General features: G+C 67.8%; 10 protein-coding genes. 8 read left to right on the top strand and 2 right to left on the bottom strand.

Going from position 1 to position 13,267, the window contains the following annotated elements:
• The first annotated feature begins 3 nt into the window (after positions 1–3).
• Entirely contained in the window at positions 4–1,434 is a 1,431-nt protein-coding gene (locus tag AncyloWKF20_RS08785; RefSeq protein WP_279317488.1) for a metallophosphoesterase, read from the top strand.
• 3 nt (positions 1,435–1,437) lie between these two features.
• Here the strand turns inward: AncyloWKF20_RS08785 and AncyloWKF20_RS08780 are convergent, their stop codons facing one another.
• The gene (locus tag AncyloWKF20_RS08780; protein WP_279317487.1) at positions 1,438–2,913 is read right to left on the bottom strand and encodes an MFS transporter; all 1,476 of its coding nucleotides are present in this window, start codon (positions 2,911–2,913) and stop codon (positions 1,438–1,440) included.
• Positions 2,914–3,178: 265 nt separating this feature from the next.
• On the opposite strand from AncyloWKF20_RS08780, the gene AncyloWKF20_RS08775 reads away from it, so the two are divergent.
• The 7 genes from AncyloWKF20_RS08775 to AncyloWKF20_RS08745 all read left to right on the top strand — a co-directional run bounded on the left by AncyloWKF20_RS08775 (position 3,179) and on the right by AncyloWKF20_RS08745 (position 11,895).
• Positions 3,179–3,673, top strand: coding sequence for an RNA polymerase sigma factor (locus AncyloWKF20_RS08775; protein WP_279317486.1), 495 nt, complete (start codon positions 3,179–3,181; stop codon positions 3,671–3,673).
• A gap of 69 nt (positions 3,674–3,742) precedes the next feature.
• A complete protein-coding gene (locus tag AncyloWKF20_RS08770) occupies positions 3,743–4,726 on the top strand; it encodes a FecR family protein (RefSeq protein ID WP_279317485.1) in 984 nt (327 codons plus the stop codon).
• Positions 4,727–4,850: 124 nt separating this feature from the next.
• On the top strand, positions 4,851–7,304 hold the full coding sequence (locus tag AncyloWKF20_RS08765; protein ID WP_279317484.1) for a TonB-dependent siderophore receptor: 2,454 nt from the start codon (positions 4,851–4,853) through the stop codon (positions 7,302–7,304).
• Positions 7,305–7,435: 131 nt separating this feature from the next.
• Complete coding sequence (locus tag AncyloWKF20_RS08760) at positions 7,436–8,227, top strand: iron-siderophore ABC transporter substrate-binding protein (RefSeq protein WP_279317483.1); 792 nt, start codon at positions 7,436–7,438, stop codon at positions 8,225–8,227.
• Entirely contained in the window at positions 8,220–10,244 is a 2,025-nt protein-coding gene (gene fhuB / locus AncyloWKF20_RS08755; RefSeq protein ID WP_279317482.1) for a Fe(3+)-hydroxamate ABC transporter permease FhuB, read from the top strand. The genes AncyloWKF20_RS08760 and fhuB overlap by 8 nt, the downstream gene beginning before the upstream one ends.
• Positions 10,241–11,113 (top strand): alpha/beta hydrolase-fold protein, encoded by an 873-nt coding sequence (locus AncyloWKF20_RS08750; RefSeq protein ID WP_279317481.1) that lies wholly within the window; start codon positions 10,241–10,243, stop codon positions 11,111–11,113. The genes fhuB and AncyloWKF20_RS08750 overlap by 4 nt, the downstream gene beginning before the upstream one ends.
• Complete coding sequence (locus tag AncyloWKF20_RS08745) at positions 11,110–11,895, top strand: ATP-binding cassette domain-containing protein (protein WP_279317480.1); 786 nt, start codon at positions 11,110–11,112, stop codon at positions 11,893–11,895. Before AncyloWKF20_RS08750 ends, AncyloWKF20_RS08745 begins: the two co-directional genes overlap by 4 nt.
• A gap of 30 nt (positions 11,896–11,925) precedes the next feature.
• On the opposite strand, the gene AncyloWKF20_RS08740 is transcribed toward AncyloWKF20_RS08745, so the two are convergent.
• On the bottom strand, positions 11,926–12,903 hold the full coding sequence (locus AncyloWKF20_RS08740; RefSeq protein WP_279317479.1) for an MBL fold metallo-hydrolase: 978 nt from the start codon (positions 12,901–12,903) through the stop codon (positions 11,926–11,928).
• Between the last annotated feature and the right edge of the window lie 364 nt (positions 12,904–13,267).

Below are 13,267 nucleotides of genomic sequence, written 5' to 3'. Positions count from 1 at the left end.
AGAGTGAACCACGTTCTCACCAGCGTGGCGCCTCGCTACACTCCGTCCATGCGCCGGATCCTGACCATCCTGTTCCTTGCCGTCGTTGCGCTTTTGCCCGCACGCGGCATGGCGTCGGACGGTGTCTTCCTGCACATGTCCGACATCCATTTCGACCCGTTCGACCCGCCCTCCAGCGCGGCGGCGCTGGCTGAGCTCGATCTGTCGTCATGGACGGCGCATCTGGCGTCGAAAGCCAGCTCGCGCCCGGCGGGTTGGGGGCACGACACCAATTTTCCGCTGCTCGAGAGCGCGCTTGCCGAGATCGCCCGCGCGGCCACGGATGCAGACTTCGTGGTGCTGACCGGCGATCTCATCGCCCATGATTTCCCCGAGCTGACGCAGAAGGCGCTCGGCTTCACGCCGGGCAGCGCCGAGAGCCGCGCCTTCGCGGCGAAGACGACGCTCTATGTCATTGAGCGCGTGCGCGAAGCGGTGGGCGGCAAGCCGGTCTTCCTGACGCTGGGCAATACCGATTCCGGCTGCGGCGACTACCGTATCGATCCCGACGGACCTTATCTCGACGCTACGCGCGCGGCGGTGCGCCAACTGGCCGGTGCAGACCGTCTCGCCGCCGATTTCGACGCCACCTATCGCGCCGGAGGCTACTATGCGGCGGCCCACCCGACGCTCGCCAACGTCACCGTGCTGGTGATCGACGATGCCCTCTGGTCGCCGGAGTACAGCGATCCCTGCGGCAGCACGGGCGATGAGGCCGGCGCGGCCATGCTGGAATGGCTGGGGCGCCAGCTTGCGCAGGCGCAGGCGGCCGGTCGGCGGGTCTGGCTGCTGCATCACATCCCGCCCGGCATCGACGCCTATTCGACCCTTCACGCGAAGGGGGCGACCTGCCGCGCACGCATCGTGCCCATGCTGGCGGAGCCCTATGCGACCGGCTTCACGGATCTTCTGGCGCGCTATTCCGGTACGATCGCCGCCAGCTTCAGCGGCCATGACCACCATGACGATTACCGCCTGCTGCGCGACACCGCCGGCGCGGTGGTCGGCGTCGACAAGATCGTGCCGGCGATCAGCCCCATTTTCGGGCAGAACCCCGGTTTTCATGTCTTCACCTATGACCGGACAAGTGGCGCGGTCGCCGATATCGCGACCCGCTACCTCGCCAATCTCGGCACCGCGCAGCGGGCATCGGACGGGCAATGGCGCGAGGAATATGTGTTCTCCGCCGCTTATGGCGCCACGAGCTTTTCGCCATCGAGCGCCGAGGCGATGTGGAAGCAGCTTCTGCCCCCGGCCGAGCCGGTCGCCTCGACTTTTCGCCGGCTCTACCCGGTCAGCCATGGCGAGCTCGGCGCCGCCGATCTTCCCGCCTATGCCTGCGCCATCGGCTTCCTCCGGCATGAGGACTTCGCCGCCTGTTATTGCGATCGCTAGAGCCTAGGCTTTCGGCTCCGGCGGGGTCGGGCGGGTCGCGGCCCATGCCGCGACGGCGGCAGCAACCGCGATCAGCCCGAGCAAGGGGAGGCTGTCGCGGACGGCTGTGAGCAGGTTGGCGCTGCCGGCCGCGTTCCAGCCGCGGTCGGTGCCCGCGATCTCCTCAAGCCGCCAGCTCAAGCTGCTCGCCCCAAGGGCGACGCCAAGGCTGGTGCCCAGCACGCGCATGAGGTTCAGCAGCGCGCCCGCGGCGCCGGAGAGTTCGGTGGGCACGGCTGCGAGGGTCGCATTGTTGTTCGGTGCGATGAACAGGCCGAGACCGATGCCGATCAGCGTGAAGGCCACCGTGTCGATGGCCTTGTGATAGGGCGATAGGCCGACGCTCAACCGCATCATCATGATCGCCAGCAGGCAGAGCAGCATGGCCGCGCCGCCGATGCGGGTGCGTCCCAGCCATTGCCGGATGTCGTGGCTGAACGGGGCGGAGAGGCCGATGGCGACGGGAATGATAGCCAGCCGGAAGCCAGCCTCTGCCGGTCCCTGCCCATAGCCATGCTCCAGCGCGAAGGACATGAGGAAGAACGTCCCGTAGAGCAGGCCATAGGCGAGGGTTACGGCCATGGCGCCGAAGCGGAAACCCGCGCTTTGCAATAGGCGGGGGGCGATCAGCGGTGACGCGCAGCGGCGTTCATGACGCACCAGCAGCCCGAGCAGCACGGCGGAGATTGCGAAGCCGCCCAATGTGGGAGCCGACAGCAAGCCCCAATGTGAGGCATGGTTCAGAGTCGCCACCAGAAGGATCAGCGCTGGCCCGATGAGCAGGGCGCCGGTCCAGTCGAAGCTCTTGCGCGGCCCGGTGATCCGCGAGCGCGGCAGGGCCAGCCAGCCGACGACCATCGCCACCGCCCCGAAGGGCACGGTGACCCAGAACACCCAGCGCCAGCCGAGGCCTACCAGAATGAGCCCGCCCAGCGCGGGGCCCGCGCTCATGCCGACCGCCTGCGCCGCCGCGAAGAAGCCGAGCGCCCGCCCGCGCGAGGCCGCGGGGATGGTTGCCACGAGAATGGAGATGCTGTTGGCGCCGAGCAGCGCCCCGCCCATGCCCTGCAGGAAGCGGAAGACGAGCAACTGCTCGAACGTCGCCGCGAGACCGCAGAGCGCGCTGGCGACAATGAAGAGAGCATATCCAACGAGATAGAGGCTCTTGCGCCCCACCATCTCGCACAGCCGGCCGAAGATCGGAAGAAAAGAGGCGAAGGCGAGCAGATAGGACAGCGCCACCCAGCTGACCTTCTGGATCGGCACGTCGAAGGCATGGCTAAGGGTGGGCAAGGCGAGTTGGACGATGGTCGCGTCGAGCTGGCCAACAAAGGCGCCGATGCAGACAAGGGCGATGACCAGCCAAGGGTGCCAGGACCGCTGTTCCAGCCAGTGCAGGGCGTCCGGTTCAATGCTGAAGCGGGAGAGGAAAGAGGGCATCACGGCTCAGGGCTGGAAGCGGCGTTACCTTGGCGGGCGTGGATACCATAGGGTCGCGGGCGCTCGCCAGCCGTCGCTTTGCCGCTGTTCAACGCGAGAGGCGTGTTGGTACAGGTCGTGAGCCGGATCGGCATGGTTGCAGTATGGAACCAGTCTAAATCGTAGCTTTGAGCCATGCTAATCTAGTGTTGGCCGGGTTACTTGGCCGCGCCGCCCATGTTAGTCGTCTCCTACACACATTCGTGATGTCGTTGTGGGCCGGTGCATGCAGCCTGACCTGTCACTCGTCTTTTCGACCCATGGAACCGAGCTGCGGCGCTATCTGCAGCGTCGGCTCGGCGATGGGCATATGGCCAGCGATCTGGTGCAGGATACGTTCCTGAACCTGATCGAGGGGCCGGAGACGCGTATCCAGGACATCCGTGCCTACCTCTATACCATCGCCCGTAACCTGCTGATCAATCACGTCAAGCAGGAGGTGCGCCGGCGCACCGACAGCGTCGCGCCGGACGCCCTTTCCGAGCTCGCGGCCGATGAGCCGTCCCCCGAGGACATCGTCGATTCCCGCCTGCAGCTCGAACGGGTGCACGCGCTGGTGCTCGAACTTCCCCGGCGCACGCAGGAAATCTTCGTGCTGAACCGCATTCATGGCCTCACCCATGCCGAGGTCGCCCGCCATTTGCGAATCTCCGACAGCTCGGTGCAGAAGCACCTCGCTATGGCGATCGCGCATATGACGCGACGCCTCCGGGGGCGCTAGCTCCCGGTTTTTACGGTGTTCTCCTCGTCGGTTGTCTACTGAAGGGGAACGCGAGCGTGAGGCAGGGACGTGGGCAGCATCGACAATCGCGCGGATGAGATTGAGCTGCGCGCGGCCGAATGGGTGGCGCGCCTCGATGGCGGTCCCTTGAGCCCGGCCGAGAGCGCGGCCCTGCGCGACTGGCTGGAGGAGGCGCCCGATCACCGGGCTGCGTTCGAGGAAGCTGCCGCTACCTGGCGCGAGCTGTCGCTGCTGCGCCGTGATCCCGGCCCGCTGCGCGACCTCGTGCCCAGAACACGACCGGCCTCGCCGGCACGCCGCGCGGTTCGCGTCGGGGCGGTGGTCGCCCTGCTGGTCCTTGCCGGCGGGATCGCCCGCTACCAGTTCGGCGATCCGTGGTTGCTTGCCAGCGCCGACTATCGCACCGCGCCGGGAGAGCTGCGCAGCGTAACCCTGCCGGATGGCAGCGTGGCGGAGCTCGGTCCCGCGAGCGCCATTGCCGTTGATTTCGACAGCACGGAGCGCCGCGTGCGCCTGCTCGCCGGCGAGGTGTTCTTCACGGCGGCGCCGCGTGCGGGCGACGAGACGCGTGCCTTCGTCGTGGAGGCGGGTGGGGGGCGGACCACGGCGCTCGGCACGCAGTTCGTCGTTGAAGATGAAGGGGAGGGGGCCGACGTGCTCGCCGTCGAGCACCAGATCGAGGTCGCCCTCGATCATGCCGGCGCGCGGCAGGACGTGGTGCTCTCGCCCGGTCAGGAAGTGCGCTACCGCCGTGGCCTCGGCCTCGGACGGGTGCGCACGCGCGATGTCGCCACCGCCACCGCCTGGCGGCGCGGAATGCTGGTGTTCAGCGGCTCGCGCCTCGGGGAGGTGGTCGAGACGCTCAATCGCTACCGGCGCGGGCGTATCGTCATTCTGGATGGCGCGCTGGCCGATCGGCGGGTGAGCGGCGTGTTCGCCACCAACGATCTCGATGATGCGATCGAGACCATCACGGCCGAGCTCGGTATCGGCTCGCGGTCGATTTATCCTTTTATGACAGTGCTTTACTAAAAATATCGGCAGGCGGCGATTTTCTTTTACGGACTCGCCGTCGCCGTTTGTCTTCCTTCCTGCAGGCAGCGTGGGGGCTGGCTGCCGCGCAAGGGCGCGCTCTGACAGGAAGGAACGAGGCTCCATGACGAACCCGGCACGTCACCGCACGCAGCGCCTGCGCCAGCATCATCTCGGCGGCGTCGCTGGCCGTGCTCTCCTGCTGGGTCTTGTGGCCTCGGGCCTGCTGACGCTCGGTGCGGGCACCGGCGCCTCAGCGCAAGGCCAGACCGCTACAGCGCCCGCCCCGGCGCGCCTCGCTTTCGATATTCCGGCGCAGGATCTCAACGGCGCCATCCTGTCCTTCGCGCAGAAGGCTGGCGTGCGCGTTTTCTTCGACACGCAGCGCCTCGGTGGCCGCCGCTCCAGCGCGGTGCAGGGCAGCTTCAGCGCCAATGAGGCGCTCGACCGGCTGCTCAAGGGCACGGGCCTGACCTATCGCTTCACCGCGCCGAACCGGGTTACCATCGTTGATCCCACCGCCAGTGCGGCCGCCAACGGAACCTCGGTCGGCATCGAGCTCGACACGATCGACGTGCAGGCCGATGGCAATGGCACGGTCGGCTATGTCGCCACCGCCAGCACCGCCGGCACCAAGACCGACACGCCGCTGATCGAGACGCCCCAGTCCGTCACCGTCGTTACGCGGCAGGAACTCGACGACCGCAACGTGCAGACCCTGACCGAGGCGGTCGCCTACACGCCGGGCGTGCGCACCCAGGAGAGTGGCTACGACCCGCGCTTTGATTCCTTCTCGGTTCGTGGCTTCGACGTGACCTATAACGGCATCTACCGCGACGGCCTGCGCCTGCCGGGCGCCAACATGTCGATCTTCAAGGTCGAGCCCTATGGCGTCGACAGTATCACCGTGCTGCGCGGGCCGAGCTCGGCGCTTTATGGCCTCGGTTCGCCCGGCGGCCTGGTCGATATCACCTCGAAGCGCCCGACCGAGGAGGCGTTCGGCGAGGTCGAGGTGCAGGGTGGCAATTACGATTGGTGGCAGGGCCAGTTCGACATTGGCGGCCCCATCGACAAGAACGGCGAGTGGCTCTACCGCCTCACCGGCGTGCTGCGCGATGCTGGCGCCCCGAACGTCTACAATGGCGGCACGAACGACATGACGTTCATCGCCCCGGCACTGACGTGGAAGCCGAGCGACGATACCCGCATCACCTTCCTCGGCGAATACCAGAAGTCCGAGACGCCGGCGGCCATGCCCTATTATGGTTGGACGGGCGCGGGTAATGAGGAGTTCGCCGAGAATTTCGGCGACTACAATGCGCTGAATCAGGAGCAGTGGCGGATCGGCTATCTGGCCGAGCACGACATCGACAACGTGTTCACTGTCCGCCAGAAGCTGCGCTACGGCAGCGCCAATACCGAAGTGCGCTACACCGGCGTGACCTCACTTGACGAGGCGACCAATGTCGCCAGCCGCTACACCGGCTATGTCCAGGACTATCTGGACTCCTTCGTCGTCGACAATCAGCTGGAAGCGAACTTCGCGACCGGTGCCGTGGAGCACAAGCTGCTGATCGGCGTGGACTATTCCTATCTCGCCCTCAGCGGCGGCATCGGCTATGGCGCGGCGGCGGATTATGACCTCAACAGCGGGCAGCCGCTCGGCCCGACCGAAGATCCGGCACTCACCGCCTCAAGCTATCGCCAGCGCCAGAACCAGGTCGGCGTCTATGTGCAGGAACAGGCGGAGTTCGACCGCTTCATCCTGACCCTAAGCGGACGGCAGGATTGGGTGGATACGGATGCCCTCGATCTCATCAATGATACCGAGCAGAACATCGACGATAGCGAGTTCACCTACCGCGCGGGCCTGACCTATGTCTTTGACAACGGCATCGCGCCCTATGTGAGCTACTCGACCTCGTTCGCGCCCAATCTCGGCGTCGACATCAATGGTAATGCCTTCGCCCCGACCACGGCGAAGCAGATCGAAGGCGGCGTGAAGTATCAGCCCACCGGCTTCGACGGCTTTTTCGCCGCCTCGATTTTCCAGATCAACCAGGACAATGGCCTCGTCACCGACGATACCAACCCGCTCTATCAGGTGCAGACCGGCGAGGTCCGGGCCCGCGGCTTCGAGCTTGAGGCGGTGGCCAATCTCGGCGCCGGCCTGAGGGTGCGTGGCGCTTACACCTATCTCGACATGGAGAATGTCTCCGGGGATCCCGAGACCATCGGCCTGACGCCCTCCGGCCAGCCGGAAAACAGCTTCGCCTTCTGGGCGGACTACCAGTTCCAGCCCGGCACCAAGCTGGTCGGCCTCGGGGTCGGTGCGGGCGTGCGCTATGTCGGCGCGACCTGGGGTGACTCGCTCAACACCTTCGAGAACGACGCCTACACGCTGGTGGATGCCAAGCTCAGCTATGATTTCAGCTACCTCGATCCGAAGCTCAAGGGCTGGAGCTTCCAGGTCAACGCCCAGAACCTGCTCGACGAGGAATATACGACCTGCGATGTCGGCTACTGCTACCTCGGCGCGCCGCGCACCGTCATTGCGGGCCTGAAGTATCGCTGGTGAGCGGATTGATGCTTTCCCGGCGGGCAGCGACCTTTGGCGGGCTCGCCGCACTTGCCGCCTTCCCCGCATCGCATGCGGCGGGGCAGGCGGGACGGGACGCGCCGGCTTCACCTCCCACACGGATCGTCGCGATGGATTTCGGCCTCGCCGAAACGCTCATCGAGATGGGTCTGGCCCCTGTCGCTATCCCCAACCCCGACAGTTGGAGCCAATGGGTGGTGGAGCCGGCGCTGCCGCCCGGCGTAGTCAATCTCGGCACCGACCGCGAGCCCAATCTCGAACTGCTTACGGCGCTGAAGCCGGAGCTGATCGTTTCCACGCCCTATCTCGACGCCATCAAGCCGCTGCTCGAACGCTTCGCGCCGACACTGACCTTTTCGGTTTATGCGCCGCCGGTTGGCAGCGCCTATGCCCGCAGCGTTGTCGCGACGCGCGCCCTCGCCAGCGCCATCGGGCGCCAAGCGCAGGGTGAGGCGCTGATCGCCCGGACTGAGGCGACGATGGATGAGGCCCGCGCGGCGTTGGCGGCGGCGGGACTGGCGGAGCGTCCGGTGCTTGCCGTGAACTTTCTCGATGCCCGCCATGTGCGCGTCTATGGCGGCGGCAGTCTGTTCGGCGATGTGATGGAGCGCGTCGGCCTCACCAATGGCTGGACGCAGCCAAGCAATTACTGGGGCTTCAACACGGTGGGCATCGAGGCGCTGGCCGGTAGCGGTGCGGGCACGCTGCTCTATCTCGAACCGATCTCCGACGACACGCTGGCCAGCCTCGATGCCAGCCCGCTCTGGCGAAGTCTGCCCTTCGTGCAGGCCGGCCGGCTCGTGCGGCTCCCGCCCGTTCTGATGTTCGGCATGCTGCCCTCGGCCATGCGCTTTGCCCGGCAACTCACCCGGCATCTGGCGGAGGCGCGCTCCAATGGCTGACATTGCCATTCCCCGCACGCGCCACGCTGTTCCCCGCGGTCTCGGGCCGCTCGCCCTGTTGCTACTGCTCGGGCTGGTCGGGGTGATCGGCACCTGGGGGAATCTCGCGGTGCTGCTGCCACACGGGGGATGGTGGCACGCCATCACCGCACCGGACCTCTCGCAAACGGCAGAACTTTTGGCGGCCTACAGCTTCGCGCCGCGACTGGTGATGAGCCTGCTGGCGGGCGCCGCGCTGGGCCTCGCCGGCGCTATCCTGCAACAGGTGCTGCGCAACCCCATCGCTTCACCGACGACGCTGGGCATCGAGGCGGGCGCCAATCTCGCCTTGTCGGCCTGTCTCATCTGGGCGCCGCATCTTCTCGGCTTCGGTCGCGAATGGGTGACGCTGGCGGGTGGCTTGGTTGCCATCGGCGCCGTGCTGCTGCTGTCACGCCGCAGCGGCTTTGCGCCGCTTGTGGTGATCCTCGCCGGCATGGTGGCGGGGCTTTACTGCGCCTCGCTCGCCGCGCTGCTGGCGCTGTTCGACAGCCATTACCTCGCCGGGCTGTTTCTGTGGGGCGCCGGCTCGCTGAGCCAGCAGGGCTGGGAGGAGCCGCTTTTCCTCGCCCCACGCCTTGCCGGCGCGGCGCTGGCGACCCTGCTGCTCCTGCGGCCGCTGACGCTTCTTGGGCTGGATGACGCGCAGACCCGCGGCCTTGGCCTCTCGGTCGCTGCCGCCCGTCTCGGCGCCCTGCTGGTCGCGGTGGCGCTGACCGGCTTTGTGGTCGCCAGCGTCGGCTGCATCGGTTTCGTCGGCCTCGCGGCACCGGCTCTGGCGCGGCTGAGCGGCGCCCGGCGCCTCGGTGTGTGGCTCGTGGCCTCCGCCGCCACGGGGGCGGCTCTGCTCTGGGCGACGGATCAGGCGGTGCAACTCGCCGCCGGAAGCTTCGCCGATACCGTCCCGACCGGCGCGGTCACCGCCTTGTTCGGCGCGCCGCTGCTGCTGTGGATCATCCCGCGTTTGCGCCTGCCGCCGAGCGTCGGCGCGCAGATGGCGGTGCGGCGCCTTTCGGGAGCCGTCCATCCGCTGCGGCGGCTGGCGCTGCTGGGGATTGGTCTGGTGGTGGTCCTCGCCCTCTCGGCCCTGCTCGGTCCCGGTCTTGATGGCTGGAGCCTTGCCGTTCCCAGCGATCCGGCCTCGCTCTGGGCGCTGCGGCTGCCGCGCGCCGTGGCGGCGCTGGCCGGCGGAACGCTGCTCGCCATCGCCGGCAGCGTGCTCCAGCGCCTGACCGGCAACCCGATGGCGAGCCCGGAAGTGATGGGTGTCAGCGCGGGGGCCGCCGGCGGCCTTACCGTGGCAATCTTCCTGCTCGCGGATATCGGCCGGCTCGGCCAGACGCTGGCGGCGGCGAGCGGTGCCTTTCTCGCCCTGCTGCTGCTTCTGCTGTTCGCCCGCGCCTCGCGCGCCGCCCCCGAGCGGGTGATCCTTGTCGGTATCGCCATCGGCGCCCTGCTCGACGCGCTGGTCAGCGTGCTGATGGCGAGCGGCGATCCGCGCGCCATGCTGCTGTTCAACTGGATGACCGGCTCGACCTATGGCGTGGAGCCGTTGAGCGCGAGCGTCAGCCTGCTGGCCGCGCTGGCCCTGCTCGCGCTGCTGCCGCTGGTGAGCCGCTGGCTGGCTTTGCTGCCGCTCGGGGAGGCGACCGCCCGCGCGCTCGGCATGCCGTTGAATCTGGGCCGGCTCATGCTGCTTGGCCTCGCCGCGCTGGCCACGGCGATGGCGACGCTGCTGGTGGGCCCGCTCTCCTTTGTCGGGCTGGTCGCCCCGCACATGGCGCGCCTGCTCGGTCTGCGCCATTCGCTTGCCGAGCTCTACGGCGCCGCGCTCATCGGCGCGCTGATCATGGTGGTGGCGGACTTTCTCGGCCGCAGCATCGCCTTTCCCTGGCAGATGCCGGCCGGTCTCGTCGCCGCGATGATCGGTGCCCCCGTCTTCCTCTGGCTCTTGTCGCGAAAGCACCCTGCCGCATGACCAGCGACCTGCTGACCCCCGCTCTGATCCCCGACACGCAGATCTTCGACATCGCGTCGCCCGCCGGTGGGCCGCCCTGGCGCATCTTCCTTTACTGCCCGCCGGGCGAGGCGCCGGCCGAGGGCTGGCCGGTGCTGTATTATCTCGACGCCAACGCGGTGGCGGGCACGGCGGCCGACATGATGCGCGTGCAGGCGGCCTATCCGCGTGGCACCGGGGTCGAATGGGGCGTGATGGTCGGCATCGGCTACCCGACCGAAGGCGCCTATGACAGCGTGCGCCGCTCCTGGGATATGGGCCCGCCGCCCGGCGAGACCTACCCCCCGCACACGCCGGATGGTCCGCCTGTCTGCACGGGCGGGGCGGACGAATTCCTCGCCTTCATCGAGGAGGTGCTGAAGCCCGAGATCGCCCGGCGACTGCCGATCAATGCCCAGCGGCAGGCGATTCTCGGTCATTCCTTCGGCGGGCTGTTCGTGCTGCACGCCCTGTTCCGGCGACCGCAGGCGTTCCAGCGGTGGATCTCCGCCAGCCCCGCCATCTGGTGGGAGGGCGCCGGCATTGTCGAGGCCGCGCAGGCCTTCATCGCGGAACCCACGCCGCGCGCCGGGCGCGTGCTGCTCATTGTCGGCGAGTATGAGCAGAAACTCGCGCCGTTCCAGATCGGCGCGTTGGACGAGGCGAAGCGACTGGCCTCCTTCGAGGAGAGCCGCATCGTCGACAATACGCGGCTGATGGCCGAACGCCTCGCGCTGGTGCCGGGGCTGGCTACCGACTACGTCCTCGTGCCCGGCGAGACGCACATGTCCGTCATCCCCGCCTGCGTGAACCACGCCATCCGCTTTGCCTTCAACCGGGAGCGCGCATGACGGCCGCGACGCCTCTGTTCGAGCTTGCCGACGCCGCCTTCGCCGTCGAGGGCCGCACCCTGCTGCACCCGCTCAGCCTCACTGTGCCGGCCGGGCGCGTGGTCGGGCTGATCGGCCATAATGGATCGGGCAAGTCGACGCTTCTAAAACTGCTCGGCCGCCAGCAACTGCCCACGGGCGGGGCGATCCGGTTCGAGGGTGTCCCGCTGGCGCAGTGGGGCGCGCGGGCACTCGCCCGCCGCGTCGCCTATCTCCCGCAGGCTACTCCCGCCACCGGCAGCATGAGGACGCGCGAGCTGGTCGCCCTCGGCCGCTATCCCTGGCACGGCGCGCTTGGACGCTTTACCGCGCAGGACCGGCAGAAGGTCGACGACGCCATCGCGCTCACCGACACCGGCGCCTTCGCCGACCGGATGGTCGACACGCTCTCCGGCGGCGAGCGCCAGCGTGTCTGGCTCGCCATGCTGGTCGCGCAGGACGCCGGCTGCCTGCTGCTCGACGAGCCGATCTCCGCGCTCGACATCGCCCACCAGATCGAGGTGCTCGCCTTGATCCGCCGCCTCTGTCGCGAGCGGGGAACCGGCGTGATCGTGGTGCTGCATGATGTGAACATGGCCGCCCGCTTCTGCGACGACATCGTCGCGCTGCATGGCGGCAAGCTGCTGGCGCGAGGAGCTGCCGCGGACATTCTCACGCCGCAGACGCTCGGCCGGATCTATGGCGTGCCGATGGATGTGCTTCCTGACGGGCGGGGCGGGCAGGTCGCGGTGCCGCTCGGCTGACGCCCGGCACGGCTTCGGTCCTTCTGCCGCTCAGGACAGCTCCAGGACTGCGCCGGCTTCCAGCGCCCGGAAGCGTTCCGGCGCGATGCCGTGTGCGGCGAGGGCCTCCTGAAGCTTCTGGGGCGGCTCCTCGCGCGGTTCGTCGGTCAACTGGAAGCATCCCCAGTGAATGGCGATGGCCTGCCGCGCCTCGACGTCGCGCATGATCCGCACCGCTTCCGCCGGGTCGGCATGCTGCGGCTCCATGAACCAGCGCGGCGCATAGGCGCCGATCGGCAGCAAGGCGAGGTCCGGGGCACCGTGATCGTGCCGCATCCGGCGGAAGATCTCGCCATCGCCATAGCCGGTGTCGCCGGCGAAATAGATCAGCGTCTTCGGTGTGCGCAGCATGAAGCCGCTCCAGAGCGACATGCGCCGATCCCGCGTGCCGCGCGCCGACCAGTGATTGGCGGGGACGAGGGAGACGGTGACATTGCCGGCAATCTCAACCTGCGCGCCCCAGTCGCCAACGATGGCACGGACGTCCGGGATGGTCCGGCGCACGATGGTGTCGTTGCCCAGCGGCGTGACGAGCAGCGGCTTGTCGCGTCGATGCAACCGGCTCAACGTCCGCAGGTCGAGATGGTCGTAATGGCTGTGTGAGAGCAGCACGGCGTCGATGGGCGGCAGGTCGTCGAAGCGGATGCCGGGCGGGGTGACGCGCTTCGGCCCGGCAAAGCCCACCGGGCTCGCTCGCTCCGACCAGACCGGGTCGGTCAGAATGTTCAGGCCCGCGACCTGGATCAGCACCGTCGCATGGCCGACCATGGTGACGACGCATTCGGGGACGCGTGGCTGTGGCACGGCGGGCGAGACGTCCACCCGCGCCGGCCAGCGCGCAAAGCGCGAGGAGAGCCGCCAGCGCAGCACGTCGCGCAAGGATCTGTCCGTGGAGCCGCCGGCATTGAAGAAGCGGGTCCCATCGAAATGATCGCTGGCCGGGCCGCGATAATAGGGATTTCGCGGCATCGCGTGTCGAAAGCTCCTCACTGGCCCGCAAAACTGACCGGACTATTGCGGCGTGCGTGCGGCAAGGAGGCGCCGCAGATCGCGGATGGCGCCGTGCACGAGATCTCGCCACCCTGCCAGTTCGGAACGCGGCATGGCGGGAAGACCGCTGGATTGATGGAAGAATGTCTTGGTGGGCCCGGTAGGCCGCGCCGCTCTTAGCCTTGGCAACGCTTTAGGCCGATTTGGGACGACTGAGAAACTCAACGTTTCTGGTCGCGATACAACCGACCTTGTCCCATTTTCTGGCTCCACCGGCGCTGTTGCCAAGATGCGCGACGCGATCAGCCTGACTGGCATCGAGGGACTGGATGACATCTCTCGC

Source organism: Ancylobacter sp. WKF20, from assembly GCF_029760895.1.
Lineage (GTDB): Bacteria > Pseudomonadota > Alphaproteobacteria > Rhizobiales > Xanthobacteraceae > Ancylobacter.
Note: the sequence above shows the minus strand (reverse complement) of the source record. Positions and strands in the feature narration are given on the sequence as shown.

Bases quoted from the DNA above. Each gene is read 5' to 3' on its own strand.
- AncyloWKF20_RS08780 (WP_279317487.1), bottom strand. From the start codon at position 2,913: ATGCCCTCTTTCCTCTCCCGCTTCAGCATTGAACCGGACGCCCTGCAC.
- AncyloWKF20_RS08775 (WP_279317486.1), top strand. From the start codon at position 3,179: ATGCAGCCTGACCTGTCACTCGTCTTTTCGACCCATGGAACCGAGCTG.
- AncyloWKF20_RS08765 (WP_279317484.1), top strand. From the start codon at position 4,851: ATGACGAACCCGGCACGTCACCGCACGCAGCGCCTGCGCCAGCATCAT.
- AncyloWKF20_RS08760 (WP_279317483.1), top strand. From the start codon at position 7,436: ATGGATTTCGGCCTCGCCGAAACGCTCATCGAGATGGGTCTGGCCCCT.
- fhuB (WP_279317482.1), top strand. From the start codon at position 8,220: ATGGCTGACATTGCCATTCCCCGCACGCGCCACGCTGTTCCCCGCGGT.
- AncyloWKF20_RS08750 (WP_279317481.1), top strand. From the start codon at position 10,241: ATGACCAGCGACCTGCTGACCCCCGCTCTGATCCCCGACACGCAGATC.
- AncyloWKF20_RS08745 (WP_279317480.1), top strand. From the start codon at position 11,110: ATGACGGCCGCGACGCCTCTGTTCGAGCTTGCCGACGCCGCCTTCGCC.
- AncyloWKF20_RS08740 (WP_279317479.1), bottom strand. From the start codon at position 12,903: ATGCCGCGAAATCCCTATTATCGCGGCCCGGCCAGCGATCATTTCGAT.